This window comes from Lelliottia sp. 7254-16, assembly GCF_002922995.1.
Lineage (GTDB): Bacteria > Pseudomonadota > Gammaproteobacteria > Enterobacterales > Enterobacteriaceae > Enterobacter > Enterobacter jeotgali.
This window is the reverse complement of sequence record NZ_PQVS01000001.1, coordinates 445,351-470,284: the sequence shown is the minus strand read 5'-3', so window position 1 is coordinate 470,284 and position 24,934 is coordinate 445,351. Positions and strand designations below refer to the sequence as shown.

The 24,934-nt window shown below is 52.7% G+C and carries 26 protein-coding genes and 1 other annotated feature; of the genes, 16 read left to right on the top strand and 10 right to left on the bottom strand.

Translation table 11 applies throughout. From position 1 onward, the window contains the following. Nucleotides 1-3 precede the first annotated feature (3 nt). Nucleotides 4-98: a sequence feature (Trp leader region), on the bottom strand. Then, nucleotides 75-119 (bottom strand): trp operon leader peptide, encoded by a 45-nt coding sequence (trpL, locus tag C3708_RS24010; protein WP_107704263.1) that lies wholly within the window; start codon nucleotides 117-119, stop codon nucleotides 75-77. (Overlaps the previous feature by 24 nt.) Nucleotides 120-257: 138 nt before the next feature. On the opposite strand from trpL, the gene rnm reads away from it, so the two are divergent. From rnm to rluB, 3 genes are all read left to right on the top strand, one after another. Continuing rightward, nucleotides 258-1,142, top strand: a complete 885-nt coding sequence (rnm, locus tag C3708_RS02245) for an RNase AM (protein WP_103949373.1) — start codon at nucleotides 258-260, stop codon at nucleotides 1,140-1,142. Beyond that, the gene (locus C3708_RS02240; protein WP_095282224.1) at nucleotides 1,139-1,759 is read left to right on the top strand and encodes an L-threonylcarbamoyladenylate synthase; all 621 of its coding nucleotides are present in this window, start codon (nucleotides 1,139-1,141) and stop codon (nucleotides 1,757-1,759) included. The genes rnm and C3708_RS02240 overlap by 4 nt, the downstream gene beginning before the upstream one ends. A gap of 99 nt (nucleotides 1,760-1,858) precedes the next feature. Next, nucleotides 1,859-2,734, top strand: a complete 876-nt coding sequence (gene rluB / locus C3708_RS02235; RefSeq protein WP_095282223.1) for a 23S rRNA pseudouridine(2605) synthase RluB — start codon at nucleotides 1,859-1,861, stop codon at nucleotides 2,732-2,734. A 34-nt stretch (nucleotides 2,735-2,768) separates the two neighbouring features. On the opposite strand, the gene cobO is transcribed toward rluB, so the two are convergent. Then, nucleotides 2,769-3,359 carry a cob(I)yrinic acid a,c-diamide adenosyltransferase gene (cobO, locus tag C3708_RS02230; protein ID WP_095282222.1) on the bottom strand — a complete coding sequence of 197 codons (591 nt, stop codon included), beginning with the start codon at nucleotides 3,357-3,359 and terminating at the stop codon, nucleotides 2,769-2,771. Continuing rightward, nucleotides 3,356-4,117 carry a YciK family oxidoreductase gene (locus tag C3708_RS02225; RefSeq protein WP_095282221.1) on the bottom strand — a complete coding sequence of 254 codons (762 nt, stop codon included), beginning with the start codon at nucleotides 4,115-4,117 and terminating at the stop codon, nucleotides 3,356-3,358. Before C3708_RS02225 ends, cobO begins: the two co-directional genes overlap by 4 nt. 236 nt (nucleotides 4,118-4,353) lie before the next feature. Here C3708_RS02225 and sohB point away from each other — a divergent pair, with 236 nt between their 5' ends. Further along, entirely contained in the window at nucleotides 4,354-5,397 is a 1,044-nt protein-coding gene (gene sohB / locus C3708_RS02220) for a protease SohB (protein ID WP_095282220.1), read from the top strand. Between the two features lie 34 nt (nucleotides 5,398-5,431). On the opposite strand, the gene C3708_RS02215 is transcribed toward sohB, so the two are convergent. Continuing rightward, nucleotides 5,432-5,683, bottom strand: a complete 252-nt coding sequence (locus tag C3708_RS02215) for a YciN family protein (protein ID WP_095282219.1) — start codon at nucleotides 5,681-5,683, stop codon at nucleotides 5,432-5,434. A 398-nt stretch (nucleotides 5,684-6,081) separates the two neighbouring features. Here C3708_RS02215 and topA point away from each other — a divergent pair, with 398 nt between their 5' ends. From topA to acnA, 6 genes are all read left to right on the top strand, one after another. Next, complete coding sequence (gene topA, locus C3708_RS02210; RefSeq protein WP_103949329.1) at nucleotides 6,082-8,679, top strand: type I DNA topoisomerase; 2,598 nt, start codon at nucleotides 6,082-6,084, stop codon at nucleotides 8,677-8,679. A 184-nt stretch (nucleotides 8,680-8,863) separates the two neighbouring features. Then, entirely contained in the window at nucleotides 8,864-9,838 is a 975-nt protein-coding gene (gene cysB / locus C3708_RS02200) for an HTH-type transcriptional regulator CysB (protein WP_095282217.1), read from the top strand. A gap of 336 nt (nucleotides 9,839-10,174) precedes the next feature. Next, a complete protein-coding gene (locus tag C3708_RS02195; protein ID WP_096168876.1) occupies nucleotides 10,175-10,315 on the top strand; it encodes a YmiA family putative membrane protein in 141 nt (46 codons plus the stop codon). Beyond that, complete coding sequence (locus tag C3708_RS23670; protein WP_157738402.1) at nucleotides 10,312-10,488, top strand: hypothetical protein; 177 nt, start codon at nucleotides 10,312-10,314, stop codon at nucleotides 10,486-10,488. Before C3708_RS02195 ends, C3708_RS23670 begins: the two co-directional genes overlap by 4 nt. Nucleotides 10,489-10,622: 134 nt before the next feature. Further along, a complete protein-coding gene (gene ymiC, locus C3708_RS23810; protein ID WP_331251887.1) occupies nucleotides 10,623-10,721 on the top strand; it encodes a small membrane protein YmiC in 99 nt (32 codons plus the stop codon). 166 nt (nucleotides 10,722-10,887) lie between these two features. After that, on the top strand, nucleotides 10,888-13,563 hold the full coding sequence (gene acnA, locus C3708_RS02190; RefSeq protein WP_103949328.1) for an aconitate hydratase AcnA: 2,676 nt from the start codon (nucleotides 10,888-10,890) through the stop codon (nucleotides 13,561-13,563). Between the two features lie 34 nt (nucleotides 13,564-13,597). Here acnA and ribA read toward each other — a convergent pair whose 3' ends face one another. Beyond that, nucleotides 13,598-14,188 carry a GTP cyclohydrolase II gene (gene ribA, locus C3708_RS02185; protein ID WP_095282214.1) on the bottom strand — a complete coding sequence of 197 codons (591 nt, stop codon included), beginning with the start codon at nucleotides 14,186-14,188 and terminating at the stop codon, nucleotides 13,598-13,600. 195 nt (nucleotides 14,189-14,383) lie between these two features. On the opposite strand from ribA, the gene pgpB reads away from it, so the two are divergent. The 5 genes from pgpB (at nucleotide 14,384) to yciH (ending at nucleotide 18,033) form a co-directional block, all read left to right on the top strand. Then, entirely contained in the window at nucleotides 14,384-15,151 is a 768-nt protein-coding gene (gene pgpB / locus C3708_RS02180) for a phosphatidylglycerophosphatase B (protein ID WP_103949327.1), read from the top strand. A gap of 148 nt (nucleotides 15,152-15,299) precedes the next feature. Further along, complete coding sequence (locus C3708_RS02175; protein WP_095282212.1) at nucleotides 15,300-15,608, top strand: LapA family protein; 309 nt, start codon at nucleotides 15,300-15,302, stop codon at nucleotides 15,606-15,608. Nucleotides 15,609-15,614: 6 nt separating this feature from the next. Next, nucleotides 15,615-16,784 carry a lipopolysaccharide assembly protein LapB gene (gene lapB, locus C3708_RS02170; RefSeq protein WP_095282211.1) on the top strand — a complete coding sequence of 390 codons (1,170 nt, stop codon included), beginning with the start codon at nucleotides 15,615-15,617 and terminating at the stop codon, nucleotides 16,782-16,784. A 185-nt stretch (nucleotides 16,785-16,969) separates the two neighbouring features. Next, nucleotides 16,970-17,707, top strand: a complete 738-nt coding sequence (pyrF, locus tag C3708_RS02165; RefSeq protein WP_103949326.1) for an orotidine-5'-phosphate decarboxylase — start codon at nucleotides 16,970-16,972, stop codon at nucleotides 17,705-17,707. After that, nucleotides 17,707-18,033 (top strand): stress response translation initiation inhibitor YciH, encoded by a 327-nt coding sequence (yciH, locus tag C3708_RS02160; protein ID WP_103949325.1) that lies wholly within the window; start codon nucleotides 17,707-17,709, stop codon nucleotides 18,031-18,033. The genes pyrF and yciH overlap by 1 nt, the downstream gene beginning before the upstream one ends. Nucleotides 18,034-18,134: 101 nt before the next feature. Here the strand turns inward: yciH and osmB are convergent, their stop codons facing one another. The 3 genes from osmB to C3708_RS02140 all read right to left on the bottom strand — a co-directional run bounded on the left by osmB (nucleotide 18,135) and on the right by C3708_RS02140 (nucleotide 19,598). Then, nucleotides 18,135-18,353: an osmotically-inducible lipoprotein OsmB gene (gene osmB / locus C3708_RS02155; protein WP_095284293.1), complete on the bottom strand. Its 219-nt coding sequence runs from the start codon at nucleotides 18,351-18,353 to the stop codon at nucleotides 18,135-18,137. A gap of 267 nt (nucleotides 18,354-18,620) precedes the next feature. Beyond that, nucleotides 18,621-19,373, bottom strand: a complete 753-nt coding sequence (locus C3708_RS02145; protein WP_103949323.1) for a DNA-binding transcriptional regulator YciT — start codon at nucleotides 19,371-19,373, stop codon at nucleotides 18,621-18,623. Between the two features lie 42 nt (nucleotides 19,374-19,415). Beyond that, the gene (locus C3708_RS02140; RefSeq protein WP_095282207.1) at nucleotides 19,416-19,598 is read right to left on the bottom strand and encodes a hypothetical protein; all 183 of its coding nucleotides are present in this window, start codon (nucleotides 19,596-19,598) and stop codon (nucleotides 19,416-19,418) included. 193 nt (nucleotides 19,599-19,791) lie between these two features. Between C3708_RS02140 and C3708_RS02135 the strand changes: the two genes are divergently transcribed. Then, complete coding sequence (locus C3708_RS02135; protein WP_095282206.1) at nucleotides 19,792-20,661, top strand: crotonase/enoyl-CoA hydratase family protein; 870 nt, start codon at nucleotides 19,792-19,794, stop codon at nucleotides 20,659-20,661. Here C3708_RS02135 and pdeR read toward each other — a convergent pair. Both pdeR and C3708_RS02125 read right to left on the bottom strand, forming a co-directional pair. Next, complete coding sequence (gene pdeR / locus C3708_RS02130; RefSeq protein WP_095282205.1) at nucleotides 20,658-22,649, bottom strand: cyclic di-GMP phosphodiesterase; 1,992 nt, start codon at nucleotides 22,647-22,649, stop codon at nucleotides 20,658-20,660. The genes C3708_RS02135 and pdeR overlap by 4 nt on opposite strands. A 322-nt stretch (nucleotides 22,650-22,971) precedes the next feature. Continuing rightward, nucleotides 22,972-24,906, bottom strand: coding sequence for an exoribonuclease II (locus C3708_RS02125; RefSeq protein WP_103949322.1), 1,935 nt, complete (start codon nucleotides 24,904-24,906; stop codon nucleotides 22,972-22,974). Between the last annotated feature and the right edge of the window lie 28 nt (nucleotides 24,907-24,934).

Below are 24,934 nucleotides of genomic sequence, written 5' to 3'. Positions count from 1 at the left end.
TTCATAAAAAAGCCCGCATCGTCGCGGGCCTGGTATCTGTTTGCATTTTGCACACAAGTGACACTGCCCGATAATCAGGAAGTGCGCCACCAGCCGTGCAGAGAGAAATGTGCTTTCATTTTCAGATACCTTCTTGAGTGAACTTGCGTACTAGTTAACTAGTTCGATGACGTAAAGTCAACCCCTGATTTCAGAATTTACGCGCAAGCCGTTATCATAGTCTTCCTGAATACGATAAACCTGTGATGGAAACCGCTTTGAGCGAAACAAAATACGCCGTGATTTATGATTTACACAGCCACACTCAGGCCTCCGATGGCCTGTTAACGCCCGAAGCACTGGTTCACCGTGCGGTGGAAATGCGCGTGGGCACGCTGGCGATAACCGATCACGACACCACGGATGCCATTCCGGCGGCACGGGCCGAGATTGCCCGCAGCAGTCTGCCGTTAAACCTGGTCTCCGGCGTAGAAATTTCCACCGTCTGGGAAAATCACGAAATCCATATCGTCGGTCTGAATATTGATATCGAGAATCCGGCGCTGTGTGCGTTCCTGGAAGAACAGAAAGAACGCCGCAACCAGCGTGCGGAACTGATTGGCGAGCGGCTTGAAAAATCGCAGATCCCCGGCGCGCTGGAAGGGGCGCGCCGTTTAGCCAATGGCGGTGCTGTTACGCGCGGTCACTTCGCGCGTTTTCTGGTGGAGGCCGGGAAGGCCAATAACTTTGCCGATGTGTTCAAAAAATACCTCGCGCGCGGTAAAACCGGATACGTTCCGCCACAGTGGTGTACAATAAAACAAGCTATTGATGTCATTCATCATTCTGGCGGCAAGGCGGTGCTGGCCCATCCAGGTCGGTATAACCTTTCGGCTAAGTGGCTGAAAAGACTGCTGGCACACTTCGCGGAGCACGGTGGCGAAGCGATGGAAGTATCCCAGTGTCAGCAGGCACCCAATGAGCGCAGTCAGCTGGCGACGTATGCGCGCCAGTACGGTTTGTTTGCGTCGCAAGGCTCTGATTTTCACCAGCCTTGTGCATGGATTGAACTGGGGCGCAAGCTCTGGTTACCCGCAGGTGTCGAACCGGTCTGGGGGCTTTGGGAGCAGCCGCAGCAACACATTGAAGAGAGGGAAGCATGAGTCAGTTTTTCTATATTCACCCGGACAACCCGCAGGCGCGGTTGATTAACCAGGCGGTTGAGATCGTTCGCAAGGGCGGTGTGATTGTTTATCCTACCGATTCCGGCTACGCGCTGGGCTGTAAAATCGAAGATAAAGGGGCGATGGAACGCATCTGTCGCATCCGCCATTTGCCAGACGGGCATAACTTTACCCTGATGTGTCGCGATCTCTCTGAAATCTCGACCTACGCTTACGTGGATAACGTCGCGTTTCGCTTAATCAAAAACAACACGCCGGGCAACTATACTTTTATTCTGAAAGGCACTAAGGAAGTCCCGCGCCGATTGTTGCAGGAAAAACGTAAAACCATCGGGATGCGCGTACCGTCGAACCCGATTGCACAGATGCTGCTTGAAACGCTCGGCGAGCCGATGCTGTCGACGTCTCTGATGCTGCCGGGCAGCGATTTTACCGAGTCCGACCCGGAGGAGATTAAAGATCGTCTGGAGAAGCAGGTCGACCTGATTATTCACGGCGGTTATCTCGGTCAGCAACCGACCACGGTTGTCGATCTTACGGAAGATGCACCAGAAGTGATTCGTGAAGGTGTGGGTGACGTTAAACCTTTCTTGTAATGGTTTAAGCGGATATACTACGCGGCCATCAAAACAGCGGAAAACCGCTTTTTTGACCCTAATTCGACGCCTGTGAAGGCGACACCTGAAGGATGCTCAATGAGCGAAAAGTTACAGAAAGTGCTGGCGCGTGCTGGCCACGGTTCACGCCGTGAAATCGAAACCATTATTGAAGCGGGTCGCGTCAGCGTAGACGGCAAAATTGCCAAGCTGGGTGACCGCGTAGAAGTCGTTGCGGGAATGAAAATCCGTCTCGACGGTCACGTGATCTCTGTTAAAGAGTCTGCTGAACAAATTTGTCGCGTACTGGCTTATTACAAGCCGGAAGGCGAACTGTGTACGCGTAACGATCCAGAAGGCCGCCCGACGGTATTTGACCGTCTGCCAAAACTGCGCGGTGCGCGCTGGATTGCAGTAGGGCGTCTGGATGTGAACACCTGCGGTCTGCTGCTGTTCACCACCGATGGCGAGTTGGCAAACCGCCTGATGCACCCAAGCCGTGAAGTGGAACGTGAATACGCGGTGCGCGTGTTCGGTCAGGTTGATGAAAACAAACTGCGTGACCTGTCGCGCGGCGTTCAGCTTGAAGACGGGCCTGCGGCGTTTAAAACCATTAAATTCACCGGCGGTGAAGGGATCAACCAGTGGTATAACGTCACCCTGACCGAAGGCCGTAACCGTGAGGTTCGTCGTCTGTGGGAAGCGGTGGGCGTGCAGGTGAGTCGTCTGATTCGCGTGCGCTACGGTGATATCCTGCTGCCGAAAGGTATTCCACGCGGGGGTTACACCGAGCTGGATTTAACCCAGACCAACTATCTGCGTGAGCTGGTGGAACTGCAGCCAGAAACCACCACCAAAGTGGCGGTTGAAAAAGACCGTCGCCGCGTGAAAGCGAACCAGATTCGCCGTGCGGTGAAGCGTCACACCCAGGTTGGCACCGCGCGCCGATCTGGCAGCCGTAATAACAACGGCTAAAAATCAAACCCGGCTTAGCCGGGTTTTTTCTTATCTAGTAGTCAATTCCGATTTGCGCTTTAACTCCGGCATCAAACGCATGTTTGACCGGGCGTAATTCGCTGACCGTATCGGCAAACTCCAGAATATCACGATGGCATCCGCGTCCGGTTACAATGACCGTCTGATGCGCAGGGCGATTTTTCAGTGCGCCCAATACCTCTTCCAGCGGCAGATAGTCGTACGCCACCATATAAGTGATTTCATCCAGCAGGACCATATTCAGCGCCGGATCGGCCAGCATCCGTTTGGCATGTTCCCACACCGCGAGGCAGGCCGCTGTATCGCTTTCACGGTTTTGCGTATCCCAGGTAAAACCGGTCGCCATGACCTGAAACTCCACACCATGCGGTTCCAGTAGATTACGTTCACCGTTTGGCCATTCGCCTTTGATGAACTGAATCACGCCCACTTTTTGCCCGTGGCCGACGGCGCGGGTGGCAGTACCAAAGGCCGCTGTGGTTTTGCCTTTCCCGTTGCCGGTAAAGACGATAACGATGCCGCGCTCTTCCTGCGCGGCGGCTACCCTGGCATCGACCTGTTCTTTGAGTTTCTGCTGGCGTTGCTGATGGCGTTCTTCACTCATTGCGAAATCCCTGGCTTACGGCCCGGCTGGGCGTCAAAGGTCAAACCGGTTTTACGGCGGCTGTCATCGCCCATTAACCACAGGTAAAGCGGCATAATTTCTGCTGGCGTTTTGAGCTTTTGCGGATCTTCCGTTGGGAACGCGCTGGCACGCATACCGGTGCGGGTACCGCCCGGATTAATACAGTTGACGCGCAGATGGCGGGTCTGATACTCCTCGGCCAACACCTGCATCATGCCCTCTGTGGCAAACTTCGACGCGGCGTAAGCGCCCCAGTTGGCGCGTCCCTGACGGCCAACGCTCGAAGAGGTAAACACCAGCGAGCCGGATTCTGATTTGAGTAATAAAGGAAGCAGCGCCTGGGTGAGGAAGAACGTACCGTTGACGTTGACCTGCATCACCTGCTGCCAGATCTCAGGATTTTGCTCATCCATTGGGCGAACTTCACCCAGCAAACCGGCATTGTGCAATACGCCGTCCAGCCGCGGGTAGTGTGCTGCGATTCGCTGTGCCAGTTCCGCACAGGAATCCGGCGTACAGGTCAGTAAATCGAGGGTATACCAACGCGGCATTTCCCCGCTGATATCGGCAATCTCTTGCGCTACGTGGCGCAGCTTCTCTTCATTACGACCAAGCAGCACGAGCTGTGCGCCGTAGCGGGAATAGGTGAGCGCGGCTTCGCGACCAATGCCGTCGCTGGCGCCGGTCACCAGGATAATGCGGTTTTGCAGTAGATCTTTTTGCGGTTGATAGTGCACGAATACTCCTGTGACGCCTGCTTTTCTTTCGCTTTTTGGCTTTATGCCCGAAACGGCGGGTGATTTCAATCAGTCTACAGGAGAGAACGCTTCCAAATTAACAATTTGCAACGATTTCAGTCGCAAGACGAAATTCCTGAAAGCGCCTCGCATCTGTATTGTCGTAATCGAGACGCCTGGCACAGGCTGTTGTACACTGGTCGTGAAAGATTCGTGGTTAAATCAAGGTGGAACACGTGGAATTACTTTCTGAATATGGTCTGTTTTTGGCCAAGATTGCGACGGTGGTGATCGCTATAGCGGTAGTTGCGGTACTGATTGTGAATCTGACGCAGCGTAAGCGTCAGCGCGGTGAACTGCGCATTACTCGCTTAAGTGAGCAGTATAAGGATATGCAGGAGGACATGTCGGTGGCGTTGCTGGATGGGCATCAGCAGAAGCTATGGCATAAGGCGCAAAAGAAAAAGCTTAAGCAGGAAGCCAAAGCGGCAAAAGCGAAGGCAAAACAGGGCCATCAGGAAACCATTAAACCACGGGTCTATGTGCTGGATTTTAAAGGCAGCATGGATGCCCATGAAGTCACGTCTCTTCGCGAAGAGGTGACGGCGGTGCTGGCGGTGGCAAAACCTCAGGATCAGGTGGTTTTACGCCTGGAAAGTCCGGGTGGCGTCGTGCATGGCTACGGTCTTGCATCCTCGCAGCTTCAACGTCTGCGGGAAAAACAGATTCCACTGACGGTGGCGGTGGATAAAGTCGCGGCGAGCGGTGGCTATATGATGGCGTGTGTTGCCGATAAAATTGTCGCCGCACCCTTTGCGATTCTCGGCTCTATTGGCGTGGTCGCGCAAATCCCTAACTTCAATCGTTTTCTGAAAAACAAAGAGATCGACATTGAACTGCACACCGCCGGGCAATATAAGCGTACCCTGACGTTGCTGGGTGAGAACACGGAAGAGGGGCGACAAAAGTTCCGCGAAGACCTCAACGAAACGCATCTTCTGTTCAAAGATTTCGTCAAACGGATGCGCCCTACACTGGATATCGAGCAGGTGGCAACCGGTGAGCACTGGTACGGCATACAGGCGCACGAAAAAGGTTTGGTGGACGAAGTCGGCACCAGTGACGATCTGCTTCTGAGCCTGATGGAGGGCCGTGAGCTGGTGGGTGTACGCTATACTCAGCGTAAGAAACTGCTCGACCGCTTTACGAATAGCGCGGCGGAGAGCGCAGACCGCTTGCTGTTGCGATGGCTACAACGCGGACAAAAACCGCTGCTGTAAACAAAAACGCGAGGCATTTGCCTCGCGTTTCGCGTTAATCGACCAGGTGATATTTCTCAGAGAGCGCATGGGCCAGGTATTTAAACATGTTAAATACCGCTGTGCTCTTAGGGGTAGGTAGCCCTTGTTCATCAAGGAAATACTCACCGCTGAATACGAGCACACCGTTACGTTGCTCAACGCCGGTGGCTTCGATACCCGCCAGAGTATCTTCATGTTCACGGATCAGTTTGTTGGCTTCGATAAGCAAAGTCTGACGATCGATAGGTTGGGTAGTTTGCTGCATATTCCACTCCTTAAACAGTGGCAATAGTCTACGCCGGACCCGCACCGTGGGCAAATTTTCCCTGTTTTTCGCGGGGCTACAGCGCAGGGGCAAAGCTGGCGCGATTTGCTTTTGCATGCTAATAAAGTTGCGTAACAGATTTTATCAGGTACAGTGTGCGCTTTCGTCATTCTGGCAACAGAATTGCTTGACATTCGACCGAAAGCTCGTCGCATAGTCATTTTGAAGTCAATGAAATGCCCGATAACTCAATCACCTGGACGTGTACCTCTGTCGTTCGGTAAGAAAAAAGGGTTGATATCCCCTGGCGTCGTCGCAATATAAAAAAAACGCTGCCAGCGGAAGGGAAATCAACATGCGGCGTATTCCTGGAAGAATTAAATTAGGTAAAGGTGAATATGGGTAAAGCTCTCGTCATCGTTGAGTCCCCGGCAAAAGCCAAAACGATCAATAAGTATCTGGGTAACGACTATGTGGTTAAATCCAGCGTTGGTCATATCCGCGATTTGCCGACCAGTGGCTCAGCCAGTAAAAAGAGCGCAGACTCTACCTCCACCAAAGGGGCTAAGAAGCCTAAAAAGGATGAACGTAGCGCGCTCGTCAACCGTATGGGTGTCGATCCCTGGCACGAATGGGAAGCACAGTACGAAGTGCTGCCCGGCAAAGAGAAAGTCGTCAATGAGCTGAAGCAGCTCGCTGAAAAAGCTGACCACATCTATCTCGCAACCGACCTTGACCGCGAAGGGGAAGCCATTGCATGGCACCTGCGGGAAATCATTGGTGGTGATGAATCACGATACAGCCGTGTCGTGTTTAACGAGATTACAAAGAATGCGATTCGTCAGGCGTTTGAAAAGCCGGGCGAACTGAACATCGATCGTGTTAACGCTCAACAGGCGCGTCGTTTTATGGACCGCGTGGTGGGTTACATGGTTTCGCCACTGCTGTGGAAGAAAATTGCGCGTGGCCTTTCCGCCGGGCGTGTTCAGTCCGTGGCGGTGCGTCTGGTCGTGGAGCGTGAACGCGAAATCAAAGCGTTTGTACCGGAAGAGTTCTGGGAAATCGACGCGAACGTGGCAACGCCGGGTGGCGATGCACTGCCGCTGCAGGTGACCCACGAGAAAGAGAAGCCGTTCCGTCCGGTCAATCGCGATCAAACTATGGCAGCCGTTGCGCTGCTGGAAAAAGCACGCTATCAGGTGCTGGATCGTGAAGACAAACCGACAAGCAGCAAACCCGGTGCGCCTTTCATTACCTCCACGCTTCAGCAGGCGGCAAGCACGCGTCTGGGCTTTGGCGTGAAGAAAACCATGATGATGGCCCAACGTTTGTATGAAGCGGGTTACATCACCTATATGCGTACTGACTCAACAAACCTGAGCCAGGACGCGGTGAGCATGGTGCGCGACTATATCGGCGATAACTTCGGTAAGAAGTATCTGCCGGAAAGCGCTATCCAGTACGCGAGCAAAGAAAACTCTCAGGAAGCGCACGAAGCGATCCGTCCGTCGGATGTTTCCGTTGAGGCTGAAGCCCTGAAAGACATGGAAACGGATGCCCAGAAGCTGTATCAGCTGATCTGGCGCCAGTTCGTTGCCTGTCAGATGAATCCGGCAAAATACGATTCAACGACGCTGACCGTTGGTGCGGGTGATTTCCGCCTGAAAGCGCGCGGTCGTATCCTGCGCTTTGACGGCTGGACGAAAGTCATGCCTGCTCTGCGTAAAGGCGATGAAGACCGTACTCTGCCTGCTGTCAACAAAGGCGATGAGCTTTCTTTAACAGAACTCATCCCGGCACAGCACTTTACCAAACCGCCTGCGCGTTTCAGCGAAGCATCGTTGGTAAAAGAGCTGGAAAAACGGGGTATCGGTCGTCCGTCCACTTATGCGTCGATCATTTCGACCATTCAGGATCGCGGCTACGTTCGTGCTGAAAACCGTCGTTTCTATGCGGAAAAAATGGGTGAGATCGTCACCGATCGTCTGGAAGACAACTTCCGCGAGCTGATGAACTACGATTTTACCGCGCAGATGGAAGACCGTCTGGACCAGGTGGCTAACCACCAGGCGGAATGGAAGAAGGTGCTCGACAGCTTCTTTGGCGATTTCACCCAACAACTGGAGAAAGCTGAAAAAGCGCCAGAAGAAGGGGGAATGCAGCCGAACCAGATGGTCATTACCAGCATCGAGTGTCCGACCTGTAGTCGTCATATGGGTATTCGTACTGCGACCACCGGCGTATTCCTCGGTTGTTCTGGCTACGCGTTAACGCCAAAAGAGCGCTGCAAAACCACCATCAACCTGGTGCCTGAGAACGAAGTTCTCAACGTGCTGGAAGGTGACGATGCCGAAACCAACGCTCTGCGCGCCAAACGTCGTTGCCAGAAATGCGGCACGGCGATGGACAGCTACCTGATCGATCCTAAGCGTAAGTTGCATGTCTGCGGTAACAACCCGACCTGCGACGGCTATGAAATCGAAGAGGGCGAATTCCGCATCAAGGGCTATGATGGCCCAATTGTGGAATGTGAGAAATGCGGTTCTGAAATGCACCTGAAAATGGGTCGTTTCGGTAAGTACATGGCTTGCACCAACGAAGAATGTAAGAACACGCGTAAGATCCTGCGCAACGGCGAAGTGGCTCCTCCGAAGGAAGATCCGGTTCCGTTACCAGAACTGCCGTGTGAGAAGTCAGACGCGTACTTCGTGCTGCGTGACGGTGCCGCGGGTGTGTTCCTCGCCGCCAACACCTTCCCGAAATCACGCGAGACCCGTGCGCCGCTGGTGGAAGAGCTGTACCGCTTCCGCGATCGTCTGCCAGAGAAACTGCGTTATCTGGCCGATGCACCACAGCAGGACCCGGAAGGCAATAAGACTGTTGTTCGCTTCAGCCGTAAAACGAAGCAGCAGTATGTCGCTGCCGAGAAAGAGGGCAAAGCGACCGGTTGGTCTGCATTCTTTGTGGATGGTAAATGGGTTGAAGGCAAGAAATAATCTTTTCTTACCGTGACTTACCTGAAAGGGCCGGACTTCCGGCCCTTTTTTATTGGCCGTTATTATTTTTTGTTCCGTACTATACACTCGGGATATAAATGATATAGTGGTTATAGTTAACTCCTTTCTTATTATTAAATCGTCTTAAGCGATGCTCCCTGTGCGCTAAATCGGATGGTCAGGCATGAAACTACAACAGCTTCGTTATATCGTTGAGGTGGTCAACCACAACCTTAACGTCTCTTCTACCGCAGAAGGTCTTTATACCTCTCAGCCAGGCATCAGTAAGCAAGTGCGTATGCTGGAGGATGAACTGGGTATTCAGATTTTTGCCCGTAGCGGTAAACACCTCACTCAAGTAACACCTGCCGGTCAGGAGATCATCCGCATTGCCCGGGAAGTGCTATCCAAAGTAGATGCGATCAAATCGGTTGCGGGGGAACATACCTGGCCGGATAAAGGTTCGCTGTATATCGCCACCACCCACACGCAGGCTCGCTACGCGTTGCCTGGGGTGATAAAAGGCTTTATCGAACGCTATCCGCGCGTTTCGCTGCATATGCATCAAGGATCGCCTACGCAGATCGCCGAAGCGGTTTCCAAAGGCAATGCTGATTTCGCCATTGCGACTGAAGCGCTGCATCTGTATGACGATCTGGTTATGTTGCCGTGCTATCACTGGAATCGTTCGATTGTGGTGACGCCGGAGCATCCTCTGGCAGGTAAGGGATCGGTGACCATTGAAGAGCTGGCGCAATATCCACTGGTGACCTATACGTTTGGTTTTACCGGTCGTTCTGAACTGGACACGGCGTTTAATCGTGCAGGGCTGACGCCGCGTATCGTCTTTACGGCGACCGATGCTGATGTCATCAAAACATACGTTCGTCTGGGATTAGGCGTGGGTGTGATTGCCAGCATGGCGGTAGACCCGGTTTCTGACCCGGACCTGGTGCGCCTCGACGCACACGATGTCTTTAGCCACAGCACGACCAAAATCGGTTTCCGTCGCAGCACTTTCCTTCGCAGCTATATGTATGATTTCATTCAGCGCTTTGCGCCGCATTTAACGCGAGATGTTGTAGATACCGCAGTCGCGCTGCGCTCAAACGAAGATATTGAAGCGATGTTCCAGGATATTAAGCTCCCGGAAAAATAATCACACCCGGTATCTTTCCGCCCGGAAAGATACCGAATAATGTATTAAAGCTAAATTAGAATTAACCTCATCCCCATTTGCTATCGCATATAACCTGATAAACGTTAATTGTTTATGGGCAAACTGTCGCAAATTTGCGACAAAAGTAGAAAGTAAATTCCCTCCGCGCAAATACCTCGTCTCAATTATTTATTTTGGGTCAAAAGATTAACTATTTCCCTGGAAAACGTTCGTAAATTCACTGGCTTTTCGACTAAAGTTTCTTTAGGATTTATCTCAACTCATGATTACTTGTACCGATTGTTTGGTATCAAAATGATAAGCGAAGTCGATTGTATGAGGTTAGCAATGCCTTCAGGAAGTGAAGAACCGCAAAGGGACCCAGCGCTTAAGCGTAAAGCCTGGCTGGCGGTATTTCTTGGCTCCGCCCTGTTCTGGGTGGTTGTGGCGTTACTGGTCTGGAAATATTGGGGATGATGATGGCAGCTCAAGTGCGTATCGAACCGGTTAAGAAGATGTGTCAGCCAGGTGACAACAGCCATAAAGTAGGTAAAGAACCTGTGACCAGCGTGCCTGCATCCTGGAAACTCTCCGCTCAGCAACAAGCTTTTATTGATATGTTCGCTGAAGACGAATCGAAAAAACAATAATTGATAATAATGTTAGCCTGCGAATATCCAGGTGATACCCGTGCACTTTTGTACTCTTTTATAAATACACATCAGCAATAAAGAACGGGGAAATACCCCAACAATCATACAAATATAAAGTCTGGTGTCAGATGATGAATACCCTACAAAACATGAAATACTGGTCCTGGATGGGGGCTTTTACCGTATCCGTCCTGTTCTGGGCTCAGCTAATCTGGCTGGCCTTAAACTAAACGCTAAAACCTCGCTCCGGCGAGGTTTTTTGTTTGTTCCTCTTCGTTGATTGATTATCCCGATTTATCAATTCGGGTTGTTATCAAAACGTTACGACATCTTTGTGTTATCTTTAATTACAGCCCCGATGATTGTCGGGTTATCCCTGTCATTAAGGAGGAGCTTATGTCGTTAACCCTACGCGAAGCCAGTAAGGACACGTTGCAGGCCGAAAATAAGACTTATCACTACTACAGCTTGCCGCTGGCCGCCAGGACACTTGGGGACATTTCGCAGTTGCCCAAGTCGCTGAAAGTGTTACTGGAAAACCTTTTACGCTGGCAGGATGACGAGTCCGTCACTGCTGATGATATCCATGCCCTGGCGGGGTGGCTTAAAACTGCCCATGCCGATCGAGAGATTGCCTACCGTCCGGCAAGGGTGCTAATGCAGGACTTCACCGGCGTGCCCGCTGTTGTCGATCTGGCTGCCATGCGTGAAGCCGTCAAACGTCTCGGTGGTGATACCGCCAAAGTGAACCCGCTTTCTCCCGTCGATCTTGTTATCGACCACTCCGTAACGGTTGACCATTTCGGTGATGACGACGCGTTTGAAGAGAACGTGCGTCTGGAAATGGAGCGTAACCACGAACGCTATGTTTTCCTGAAATGGGGCCAGCAAGCCTTCAGCCGTTTCAGCGTCGTGCCGCCGGGTACCGGGATTTGCCACCAGGTAAACCTGGAATATCTGGGCAAAGCGGTGTGGAGTGAATTGCAGGGCAAAGAGTGGATTGCTTATCCTGATACCCTGGTGGGGACCGACTCCCACACCACAATGATCAACGGACTCGGTGTGTTGGGCTGGGGCGTGGGCGGGATCGAAGCCGAAGCTGCGATGCTCGGCCAGCCGGTGTCGATGCTGATCCCGGACGTAGTAGGTTTCAAACTACTGGGCAAACTGCGTGAAGGCATTACTGCTACCGACCTGGTGTTGACCGTTACCCAAATGCTGCGTAAGCACGGCGTGGTAGGTAAGTTTGTTGAATTTTACGGCGACGGTCTCGATTCTTTACCGCTGGCTGACCGCGCGACCATTGCCAACATGGCGCCGGAGTATGGTGCAACGTGCGGCTTCTTCCCAATCGACGGGGTGACGCTGGAGTATATGCGCCTGAGCGGACGTAGCGATGAACAGGTCGCACTGGTCGAGGCGTATTCCAAAGCGCAGGGCATGTGGCGAAATACCGGCGATGAACCCGTCTTCACCAGCACGCTTGAGCTGGATATGGATGAAGTCGAAGCCAGCCTTGCGGGGCCAAAACGTCCGCAGGATCGCGTCGCGCTGCAAAATGTGCCGAAAGCGTTTGCCGCCAGCAACGAACTGGAACTCAATACTGCGCAAAAAGACCGACGCCCGGTTGATTATGTTATGAACGGGCATCAGTATCAGCTTCCCGACGGTGCCGTGGTGATTGCCGCGATAACGTCCTGCACCAACACGTCTAACCCAAGTGTGCTCATGGCTGCCGGGCTACTGGCGAAAAAGGCGGTTACCCTGGGCCTCAAGCGCCAGCCGTGGGTCAAAGCCTCGTTAGCGCCGGGATCGAAAGTCGTTTCGGACTATCTGGCCAAGGCCAAATTGACGCCATACCTCGACGAACTGGGCTTTAACCTGGTGGGCTACGGCTGTACCACCTGTATCGGTAACTCCGGTCCGTTACCGGATCCTATCGAGCAGGCGATCAAGCAGGGCGATCTGACCGTGGGCGCGGTGCTTTCGGGCAACCGTAACTTCGAAGGCCGTATTCATCCGCTGGTCAAAACCAACTGGCTGGCCTCGCCGCCGCTGGTTGTGGCCTATGCGCTGGCGGGTAATATGAACATTAACCTGGCAAGCGACCCGATTGGTCACGACCGCAAGGGCGATCCGGTTTATCTGAAAGATATCTGGCCGTCGGCACGAGAAATAGCACGCGCCGTGGAACAGGTCTCCACTGAGATGTTCCGCAAAGAGTATGCCGAGGTCTTTGAAGGCACGCCGGAGTGGAAAACTATCGCGGTGGAACGTTCTGACACCTACGGCTGGCAGAGCGATTCGACCTATATTCGCCTGTCGCCGTTCTTTGATGATATGCAAGCCCAGCCGGAACCGCTGGTCGATATTCAGGGCGCTCGCATCCTGGCGATGCTGGGCGATTCTGTCACCACCGACCACATCTCTCCAGCGGGCAGTATCAAAGCTGACAGCCCGGCAGGGCGATATCTGCAGGGACGCGGCGTGGAGCGCCGTGACTTTAACTCCTACGGTTCTCGTCGCGGCAACCACGAAGTGATGATGCGCGGGACCTTTGCCAATATCCGTATTCGTAATGAAATGGTGCCGGGCGTTGAAGGCGGTATGACGCGACATCTGCCGGGAACGGAAGTGATTTCGATCTACGATGCGGCGATGAAATATCAGCAGGAAGGCACGCCGCTTGCTGTGATTGCGGGTAAAGAGTATGGCTCTGGCTCCAGTCGTGACTGGGCGGCAAAAGGACCACGCCTACTCGGCGTTCGCGTGGTTATCTCCGAATCGTTTGAACGTATCCACCGCTCAAACCTGATCGGCATGGGGATTTTACCGCTGGAGTTCCCGCAGGGCGTCACGCGTAAAACGTTGGGTTTAACCGGTGAAGAGCGGATTGCTGTCAGGGATCTGCAAAACCTGAAACCGGGCGCGACCGTTCCGGTGCAGCTCACGCGTGCGGACGGCAAAACAGAAGTGCTGGATTGCCGCTGCCGTATCGACACGGCGACCGAACTGACGTACTACCAGAACGACGGCATTTTGCATTATGTGATTCGTAATATGCTGAACTAACGGTACAGGCCCGGCGAAAGCCGGGCCATTCGATTTACTCGCTCAGCAAGTGGCCCATCTTCGCGGCTTTGGTATCAAGGTAGTGGGCGTTTTTTGGATTGCGACCCACAATCAGCGGCACGCGTTCCACGATATTGATTCCGGCCTCAGACAGAATCTCCACTTTGCGCGGGTTGTTCGTCAGCAGACGCACTTCGTCCACGCTGAGCAGTTTGAACATATCCGCACACAGGGTGAAGTCACGTTCGTCAGCGGCAAAGCCAAGCTGATGGTTGGCTTCAACCGTATCGTAGCCCTGATCCTGCAACGCGTAGGCGCGGATTTTATTCAGCAGACCGATATTACGGCCTTCCTGGCGGTGATAGAGCAGTACGCCTCGACCTTCTTCAGCGATATGAGAAAGCGCCGCTTCGAGCTGGAAACCGCAATCACAGCGCAGACTGAATAAGGCATCGCCCGTCAGACACTCTGAATGGACGCGTGCCAGCACCGGTGTCTGTCCTGAGATGTCGCCAAACACCAGAGCGACGTGGTCCTGCCCGGTTGCCAGTTCTTCAAAACCCACCATCAGGAAATCGCCCCATGGGGTTGGCAGATTGGCTTCTGCCACACGTTTAAGCTGCATGTGATTCTCCAGAGTATGCTGACACGTTTCGTGCCAGTCGCCCTTCGGCTTTAGTATCCCGCTATTTTGCCACAAGCTGGCGGCGTTCACCTAGCCGGGCTCATGCTATACGAACGTTAAACGCACAATCCGACATTTTCACGGATTGCGTTAAATTCGGTTATGATTGTTGAGCTTAGCGAAAAAGGAGACAACATGCTTTCGATTGCCCGCCGCACGGCTGCCGGTGCCGCTATTCTACTCATTATGCCCTTAGCGGTATGGATTTCAGGTTGGGCCTGGCAACCTGGGCAAAACGCCACGTGGCTAAAGGCGCTGTATTGGGTAACGGAGACCGTGACTCAGCCGTGGGGGATTATCACGCACGGTATTCTCTGCGCGTGGTTTTTGTGGTGCCTACGTTTTCGGCTTCGTCCGGCGATCATGCTGTTTGTCATTCTCGGCGCGGCGATAATCGTCGGGCAGGGAATTAAGTCCTGGGTTAAAGACCACGTTCAGGAACCGCGTCCTTTTGTGGTGTGGCTTGAAAAAACGCATCATATTCCGGTAGATACCTTCTACAATTTAAAGCGTAAAGAGCGCGGCCATCTGGTGAAAGAGCAGCTGGCGGAAGCGCAGGAAATTCCGAAATTTTTACGCAAACACTGGCAAAAAGAGACCGGATTCGCCTTTCCGTCCGGGCACACCATGTTTGCGGCCAGTTGGGCGCTGTTAGCTGTCGGTCTACTCTGGCCGCGCCGTCGCACTATCACCATCGCTATTTTACTGGTCTGGGCGACAGGCGTGATGGGCAGTCGCCTGCTGTTAGGGATGCACTGGCCGCGCGACCTGGTGGTGGCGACGTTGATTTCCTGGCTGTTGGTGACGTTTGCTACCTGGCTTGCCCAACGGCTTTGCGGACCGCTCACGCCGCCGCCAGAAGAGAACAAAGAGATAGAAGAACGAGAGCAAGAAGAGGTCTGACGGTTGAAATTCGTGGTTTAGCCCTCAAATCATATTGGACCCTGCTACTTTTTCCGTTTCACGCTCGCGGCTAAAATGGTAGTTTATAAGGCTGATTGCGGCGAGTTGAACACACTTTATTCGCCTGAACCACATAACGGGAAGTCATGTGAAATATCTACTCATATTCTTACTGGTGTTAGCGATTTTTGTTATTTCGGTCACACTGGGTGCGCAAAACGATCAGCTGGTGACCTTCAATTATCTGCTGGCGCAGGGCGAGTATCGTGTTTCGAGCTTGCTTGCTGTTTTATTCGCCGCCGGATTTGCCATCGGCTGGCTTGTTTGTGGCCTGTTCTGGTTAAAAGTTCGTGTTTCTCTTGCGCGCGCGGAACGTAAAATCAAACGTCTTGAAAATCAAATTGCGCCTGTGACCGACGTACCGGTGAATACTGGTGTTCCGGTTGTGAAGGAATAAACGAATATGCTGGAGTTGTTGTTTCTGCTTTTGCCTGTAGCCGCAGCCTATGGCTGGTATATGGGCCGCAGAAGTGCGCAACAAAATAAGCAGGACGAAGCAAACCGCCTTTCTCGCGACTATGTAGCGGGGGTGAACTTCCTTCTGAGCAACCAACAGGATAAAGCGGTCGACCTGTTCCTTGACATGTTAAAAGAGGACACCGGCACCGTTGAGGCGCATCTCACCCTTGGAAACCTGTTCCGCTCGCGTGGCGAAGTCGATCGTGCCATCCGTATCCACCAGACATTGATGGAAAGCGCCTCGCTTACCTACGATCAGCGTCTGCTGGCGGTCCAGCAGCTGGGCCGTGACTACATGGCCGCCGGTCTTTACGACCGCGCGGAAGACATGTTCAGTCAGCTGGTGGACGAAACAGAGTTTCGCGTCAGCGCGTTGCAACAACTCCTGCAAATTTATCAGGCGACCAGCGACTGGCAAAAAGCCATCGATACGGCAGAGCGTCTGGTCAAACTTGGCAAAGACAAACAGCGTGTCGAAATCGCCCACTTTTACTGTGAGCTCGCGTTGCAGCAAATGGGCAGCGATGACATGGAAAAAGCCATGGCATTGTTGAAAAAGGGCGCTTCTGCCGATCGCAACAGTGCGCGCATCTCCATCATGATGGGGCGCGTATTTATGGCGAAGGGCGAATTTGCCAAAGCCGTAGAATGCCTGCTGCGCGTGATCGACCAGGATAAAGAGCTGGTCAGCGAAACGCTGGAGATGCTGCAAACCTGCTACCAACAGCTTGGCCGCCCGGATGAATGGGTGGCGTTCTTACGTCGCTGTGTGGAAGAGAATACCGGTGCGACGGCTGAACTGATGCTGGCGGACGTCGTCGAGCAGCACGAAGGCAACGATACGGCTCAGGTTTACATCACACGCCAGCTTCAGCGCCATCCCACCATGCGTGTCTTCCACAAACTGATGGATTACCACCTGAACGAAGCGGAAGAAGGGCGTGCGAAAGAGAGCCTGATGGTGCTGCGTGATATGGTGGGCGAGCAGGTGCGCAGTAAACCGCGCTATCGCTGTTCGAAATGCGGATTTACCGCCTACACGCTTTACTGGCATTGCCCTTCATGCCGTGCCTGGTCAACCATTAAACCGATTCGCGGCCTGGACGGGCAGTAATTTTTTAAAAAACCGCATTTTAGTTACAACATACTTATTGTGTTTCAAGATTGATTCAGCACCGTGCGGTCTATAGTCTGGCAAGGGGTAAATGGATTCTGTCAATTTGTTCCGCTGACAGGTAGAATGCTCGCCGTTTATCTATCCCGCGCCACTGCGGCGCCCATAGACGAAAAGGGCTGGTCATGACGTATGTTGCATCCTCTTCTTCCCGCGTAGTTACTGAATCTCCCGTTGTTGTTGCACTCGACTATAACAATCGCGACAGCGCGCTCGCCTTTGTCGATCGCATTGACCCACGCGACTGCCGCCTCAAAGTCGGCAAAGAGATGTTCACCTTGTTTGGACCGCAAATCGTGCGTGACCTGCAGCAGCGTGGCTTTGATGTATTTCTCGATCTCAAATTCCATGACATTCCCAACACCACGGCACATGCGGTCGCCGCAGCGGCTGACCTCGGCGTCTGGATGGTGAACGTTCATGCATCGGGCGGGGCGCGCATGATGACTGCCGCGCGCGAAGCGCTGGTGCCGTTCGCCAAAGATGCACCATTGCTGATTGCCGTCACCGTGTTGACCAGCATGGAAGCCAGTGATTTACTGGATCTTGGCGTGACGTTGTCACCTGCTGAACATGCCGAGCGTCTGGCGCGTCTGACGCAAAACTGCGGGCTGGACGGCGTAGTCTGCTCTGCTCAGGAGGCGGTACGCTTCAAAGCGGAACTCGGTCAAGCGTTTAAACTGGTGACCCCTGGCATTCGCCCGCAGGGTACTGACGCGGGCGATCAGCGCCGTATTATGACGCCCGAACAGGCGCTGGCGGCGGGCGTCGACTATATGGTTATTGGACGCCCGGTCACGCAATCAGCCGACCCTGCGCAAACCTTAAAAGCGATTAATGCGTCATTGAAAAAGGGGGCGTAATGAGCGATTCCAACAGCCGTATGGTCTATTCAACGGACAGTGGCCGTATTGATGAACCTAAAGCCGCCGTTCAGCGGCCAAAGGGCGATGGTATTGTGCGCATCCAGCGGCAGACCAGCGGACGTAAAGGCAAAGGTGTGTGCCTGATTACGGGCATTGATGAAGACGACGCAACACTGGCTAAACTCGCTGCTGAATTGAAAAAGAAATGCGGATGTGGCGGAGCAGTGAAAGACGGCGTAATTGAAATTCAGGGCGACAATCGCGACTTAATAAAGACGCTGCTTGAAGCCAGGGGAATGAAAGTCAAACTGGCAGGCGGCTAAAATAATAAGCCACGGTATTTACCGTGGCTTTTTTTCTGGTGCGTAAGTCAGAAAATATCGTTCTGAATTAATCCAATTATGCAGTGGCTATTTTATATATCTTATTTACCCACCTGATGGCCGATGATACCACCGACTGCTGCACCACCCAGGGTTCCCAGGGCACTACCATCGGTTAATACGGCCCCACCAACTGCACCCGCACCCGCACCAATCGCGGTGTTACGGTCACGTTTGGACCAGTTAGAACATGCGCTCAGAGACATTGCGAGAGTTACTGCCAAAACCGCTGCGGCTAATTTTTTGCTGGTTAAATTCATCATACTTTCTCCTGAATTATCGATTCACGGAAATAAGCTATCTGTAAGTATAGACAATGAAATACTTCAGCGTCATTTCCGTGAAACCTGGTCGCGCAGGTGTTACAAAATCACGCAGGTGATAGTCACTTCCTGTTATATCGCTAATAGTAATTTTAAATTTTTGCTGGCGAAACGACAGGTAAAAAATCTTAAAGGGATGTTCAGAATCGTCTCAGATGGAAAAAGGATGCAATAAGCGCCCGTGGAATAGGGCGCGGAGGAGGGTCAGGCGGTGTGTTTGACGATATCGACGGTCAGTCCGTCGCGTTGCAATTGCTGGCGATGCTCATCGCTCAAACGTTGATCGGTAATCACGCGGTTAAAGCGCGAAATCGGGCCCATCGTGTACGGATGCACAGCACCAAATTTAGAACTGTCGGTGAGCACAATGGCTTCACAGCCTTTTTCCAGTACGGCATTCACTACATCAGAACGCATCATATCGCGGCCGGTAAACCCCGTTTCTGGCTGCCAGCCGTCAATTCCGATAAAGGCTTTGCTGAAGTGAACCTGCTGAACGTACTGACGCGTTAGTGGCCCAACCATGCTTTCACTTTTCTTCTGATAAATCCCGCCCAGCAGAATGACTTCGCACTGGGTTTCTTTCAGCAGATGGGCGATATAACTGCTGACCGTGATAATGGTAATGTCTTTTTGTTCTGCCAGGGTGCGCGCCAGGAGGGCATTGCTGCTGCCGTTCTCAATAAAAACGGTTTCGCCATTATTGACAAGCGTGGCGGCAAATTCGGCTAGCTCACGTTTAAGCGCAAAGTGAGTCATCATGCGCGTTTCAACGTCTTCGCTGTCCAGCGGTACGGCGTAACCGTGCGCGCGGCGAAGGTAGCTTTGCTTTTCCAGAAGATTCAGATCCTGACGGATAGTTACCTCTGAAACGCCGGTCGTTTTAGCTAATTCGACGACACTCACGCGTCCTTTGTCGATCACCATCTGCAGAATGATTTGTTGTCGGGAATTCATAGCATCCATATAAAGAGAACGAAAACGAAAAAAGGGTGAAGATTACACTTCCCACGGGGCTTTTGGCTGGGAGGGCTCCGCCATCTGACCTGCGCCATGCTGTGCCAGTAATTCAGATTTCAGGATCTCAAGATTACGAATTGCAGACTGATAATCACCCGCCACCAGAATATCCAGCACTGTATCAATACGTTGTGCCACTCGCTGCGCGTCAACTTCTGACATCATCTCACCCTCAGAACGAAAAGTTAATAATTTCAATGATGCAGAAATTGCTCTCAAAAGAGAAGGGAAAAAATACACTAACCAAATTACATAAATGAAAGTGATATATTTATTCCTTCTCATGCAGACGGGTTAGGGAGTGGATTAGTCTAAAACTGCGCGCAAGGCGCTTTTTTATATGAGGAATTGGACTATGACAGTCATTAACCAAGCTACCTGCAAACTGTTCACCGACCCTGATCGTTTCACCCAGCTCGCAGGCTATTACGAAGAAGAACGGCGTACGGTATGGATGATGCTCCGCGCTCAACCGCGTCCCTGTTTCAATCACGCGTTAATCGAGGAAATCATGAACATGTCGTGGCTGGTACGACAGTCAGGCTTTGTTGTGGATTTCTGGGTGACCGGTTCACTGGTCCCGGACATGTATAACACGGGAGGCGATTTACGCTTCTTTGTCGAATGCATCCAGAATGGTCGCCGCGAGGCGTTGCGTGCTTACGCTCGCGCCTGTGTGGATTGTGTCCACGCCGCTTCACGCGGTTTTGATACAGGAGCCATTACACTGGCGATGGTGGAGGGCAGTGCGCTCGGTGGCGGCTTTGAGGCAGCGTTAGCGCATCATTTTGTGCTGGCGCAGCGCGACGCGCGCCTGGGATTTCCGGAAATCGCCTTTAACCTGTTCCCCGGCATGGGTGGATATTCGCTGGTCGCCCGTCGCGCAGGCATGAAACTCGCTGAGGAACTCATCTACCGAGGAGAATCGCATACGGCGGAATGGCATGAGCAGTACGGACTGGTCGATGTGCTGTTTGAGCCGGGTCATGGGTATGTGTCGACGCGCACGTTTATCGATACTCTACAGCCCAAGTTGAACGGCGTAAGGGCGATGCTGCGTGCCCGTCAGCGCGTGCTGCAACTTCCACGTAGTGAGTTAATGGATATCACCGAGGACTGGGTGGATGCGGCATTCTGCCTGGAGCCGAAAGACATTGCCTATATGGAACGTCTGGTGATGCTGCAAAATCGTCACAACGCGGCAGGAATGCGTAAAGCCAGCTAACGCATCTTCTTCGCCTGATAGCGTTTTAGCCAGCGCTCGAATGCGGCAGCGGGCATCGGCTTAGCAAATAAGAAACCTTGCCGTTCGTTGACGCCATTCTTGGTCAGAAAGGCGTCTTCTTTCGCGCTCTCAACGCCTTCAGCAATGACCTGTAAATTCAGTGCCTGAGCCACAGCGACAATGGCCCGCACCAGCGACTGGGAAATCGATTGTTTATGAATATCGCGAACAAATACCTGATCAAGTTTAATGGCATCAATCGGGAAACGCGCCAGCTGCGATAGCGAGGAATATCCGGTCCCAAAGTCATCAAGATGAATTTGCGCCCCCAGTTGGCTGAATTGCTGAATAACCGACAGGGCCAGCTCTTCGTTTTCTATCAGGCAGCTTTCGGTCAGCTCTACGTCAATCGGGCAGTATTCAAAGTTCAGATCTTTTAGCGCCTGTTTTAAATCGCTGAATATGGTCTGGTCTGCCAGTTGGCGGGCAGAGACGTTCACCGCCACCCGGAGATTGATTCCCTTATCACGCCATTTCGCCACCTGACGTACCACGTCGAGCATAACCCAGCGCCCTAGCGGGACAATCAGGCCCGACTCTTCGGCGTACGAGATAAACTCCAGCGGCGGGATTAAACCGCGCTCAGGGGACTGCCAGCGCACCAGTGCTTCCAGACTCCGCACTTCGCCGCGCCAGGTCATTTTGGGCTGATAGTGAATTAACAGTTGATCGTTATCCAGCGCCTTGCGCAGGTTGGTATCCAGCCACAAATATTCGAACACGCGTTGATTCATTTCCGGCGAAAAGACGCAGAACTTGCCGCGTCCACTCTCTTTAGCGGTATACATCGCCGTATCGGCGTTGCGAATAATACTTTCTCGATCGGTGCCGTGCTGTGGTGCCAGCGAAATCCCGAGTGAACAGCCGGTGTAGATTTCGATCAGGCCAATACGGAAGGGCTGGCGCAGACGCGTCAGAATACGTGAAGCCATCGCCTCAAGCGAGCTTTGCGAGGTATCCGTCGCGAGCACAATAAATTCATCGCCGCCCAGACGCGCCAGTATTTGGCCTTCTTCCAGACAGCTCAGGATAGCCAGTGCGACCGCCTGCAATAGTTGGTCGCCAAACATATGCCCGTAAGCATCGTTAACTTTTTTGAAGTTATCGAGATCGAGATAGACCACCCCGACCTGGGATTCGCCGCGTGTTTCGATAGCATTGCTGATTAATTCGTGAATCGCATTACGATTCGGCAGGCCGGTGATGGTGTCCGTATTGGCCAGTACGCGAAGACGTTCCTGTGCCCGGCGTTCTTCAGTAATATCCGTGCCAGAACAGATAAGGAATATTTCATTTTTCCCGCTACCGCTATGAACAAATTTGTTTCTGAACAGAAACAATCGTTGCCCTTTGCGGGTCTTGATCCAGCGTTCTACTTCGTACGAACTGCCGTTACGGAAAAAACCAGAAATATTGCGTTTAGAGGCCGCCGCTTCACTGCGGCTCATAAACAATTTAAAGACGTTTTGCCCGATGACTTCATGCTCTTTCATGCCGGTATATTCTTCGCTCAGGCGGTTAAAGCGCTGAATATTGCCCTGCTGATCGAGGATAACAATCACCGAGTTAGCTTCAGAAACGACTTGTTCGGCGAAGGATAACCCTTGCACCAGATCGCGCGCCACGGAAGGGGTGTCATTCCAGGCAGAAGCGGTGCCAGCCCACTCCTTTTTATTGATTTTGCGCCCCACCAGATGCACGGGAACGTCGGAGCCATAGAGGGAAAGCGTCATGGTAATGCTGGAAGTGATGACGGTAAGCTGGCGAACAAGTTCGGCCTGATCGTCGCTCAAGGCAACCACCTGGGTGATATCAGCGTTTTCACTGGCGGCCAGATGCAGAGCATTGCTGTCAGCTGTCAAACGCCACCAGGGGCTGTGTGTGCCCATGTAACGAAACAGCAAATTTTGCTCCAAATCGTCAATCATGCTCTCTCCCGAACCTGCTCAATGGCGCAAAAATTATGCATTTACATTCGATTTTCCCGTGGTATGACAGCGGCAAAACCGAAGTGAACTTATTGTTTTTCCCTGCATTCTTATATTAAAACGAGATGGGCTTAAAAGGATACACGTGGATAAAAATTCCAGTAACCAAAAATGACGGATTACTTTTACTGTAGATAATGGTGATGGTTTTTGTGGGGAACGAGAGGAAAATATTAAGAAAAAGTGATGAGTGTGCGATTTATCAGGGGAAGAAAAATGTCGGCTTTCCCTTAAAAGAAATAGCCGACATTTTTAAAACTTATCAGGCGACAGGGCGCGCGATAATACTCCGGGTTTCCATACGCACTTCAGCGATGTTCACATCAATCACATCCGTGACTTTATAAACCGTTTCGCCTTTGATCTGTACTGCGCCATTTTCCTGGCTACAGGTCAGTTCATCGCGGACCGCGTGCAGGAACGGGGCCGGAATAAAGGCAACGGCACCATTATCGACCAGACGCACGCGCATCCCTCCGCGGCTCACGTCAATGATTTCAGCCGCAAAACGGGTGTCCGTACCGGCTTTGTCATTCAGGAAGCGCGCATACAGCCAGTCGCCGACATCGCGTTCAGCCATACGGTTCAGGCGACGGCGTTCCGCCATCTGCACGGTGGTATCTTCCTGCGGACGGGCAATGGTTTCACCTTTGATAACCGCTTTCAGCAGACGGTGGTTAACCATGTCGCCGTATTTACGGATCGGTGAAGTCCAGGTCGCATACGCCTCAAGGCCCAGACCAAAGTGCGGGCCTGGCTCGGTGCTGATTTCTGCGAAGGACTGGAAGCGACGAATACGGCTGTCGAGGAAACCAGACGGTTGCGCATCCAGCTCGCGGCGCAGTTTGCAGAAGCCGTTTAAGGTCAGCACTTCCTGCGGATCTACGTGAACGTCGTGCGTTTTCAGCAGAGCAGCCAGTGCTTCGGTGTTCGCCGGATCAAAACCGGTATGCACGTTGTAAATGCCGAAGCCGAGTTTGTCGCGCAGCACGCGTGCGGCGCAAATGTTGGCGGCGATCATTGACTCTTCAACGATGCGGTTAGCGATACGACGCGGTTCGGCAACGATATCCAGCACTTCGCCTTTTTCACCCAGCACAAAGCGATAATCCGGGCGGTCTTTGAACACCAGCGCATGGGTTTTACGCCATTCGCCACGGCTCAGGCAGAGTTGTTGCAACAGCGTGATTTGCTGAGCAATAGCCTCATTTTCTGGTTTCCAGCTGCCGCTATTTTCCAGCCAATCAGAGACATCGTCGTACGCCAGCTTCGCTTTGGATTCGATAGTTGCGGCGAAAAATTCGATATCGTCTTCAATCGTGCCGTCAGCATCCACGGTCATGCGGCACGCGAGTACCGGACGCACTTCGTTCGCACGCAGCGAGCAGAGATCGTCAGAGAGTTCACGTGGCAGCATCGGGATATTGAAGCCCGGCAGATAGTTGGTGAACGCGCGAATTTTAGCGGAATCGTCCAGCTTGCTGCCTTCGGCGATCCACGCCGTCGGGTCGGCAATCGCGACAGTCAGGTGCAGTTTGCCGTCGCTGCCTTCTTCCACATACAGCGCATCATCCATATCCTGGGTGCTGGCGCTGTCGATAGTAACGAAGTTCAGGGCAGTCAAATCGCGACGCTCCAGACCTTCGTCCATCATTTCTGTTGCCACGCCATTTGGCGCTTCTTTTTCCAGATTATGACGGGCGAGCGTTACCCACCACGGCACGAAATGATCGTCGCCGAAGGTAATGAAATGGGTCAGTTCTGCGTAAAAACCACGGTCGCCTTTCAGCGGATGGCGACGCATCTGGGCAACGGCCCAGTCACCTTGTTTGAAATCATGTTCAACGCCGCGTTCAGCGCGGCATGGAATCGCATCCTTAAGCAGCGGATGGTCCGGAACGATGGAAAGACGATCGTCTTTACGCTGTACTTTCCCGACAAAACGGGTCAGGAAAGGTTCGATTAATTCTTCTGGCTCGGCGGATTCACGATCCTTGTCGGTATGAATCACTGCCGTTACACGATCGCCGTGCATCACTTTCTTCATCTGTGGAGGCGGGATGAAGTAGCTTTTCTGTGCATCGACTTCCAGGAAGCCAAAGCCTTTTTCCGTGGCTTTTACCACCCCTTCAGCGCGCGGCGTCTGGGAATGCAATTGCTGTTTAAGCTGCGCTAGCAGCGGGTTGTCCTGAAGCATAGTATTCTATTTTCGTGGCCATTGAGCG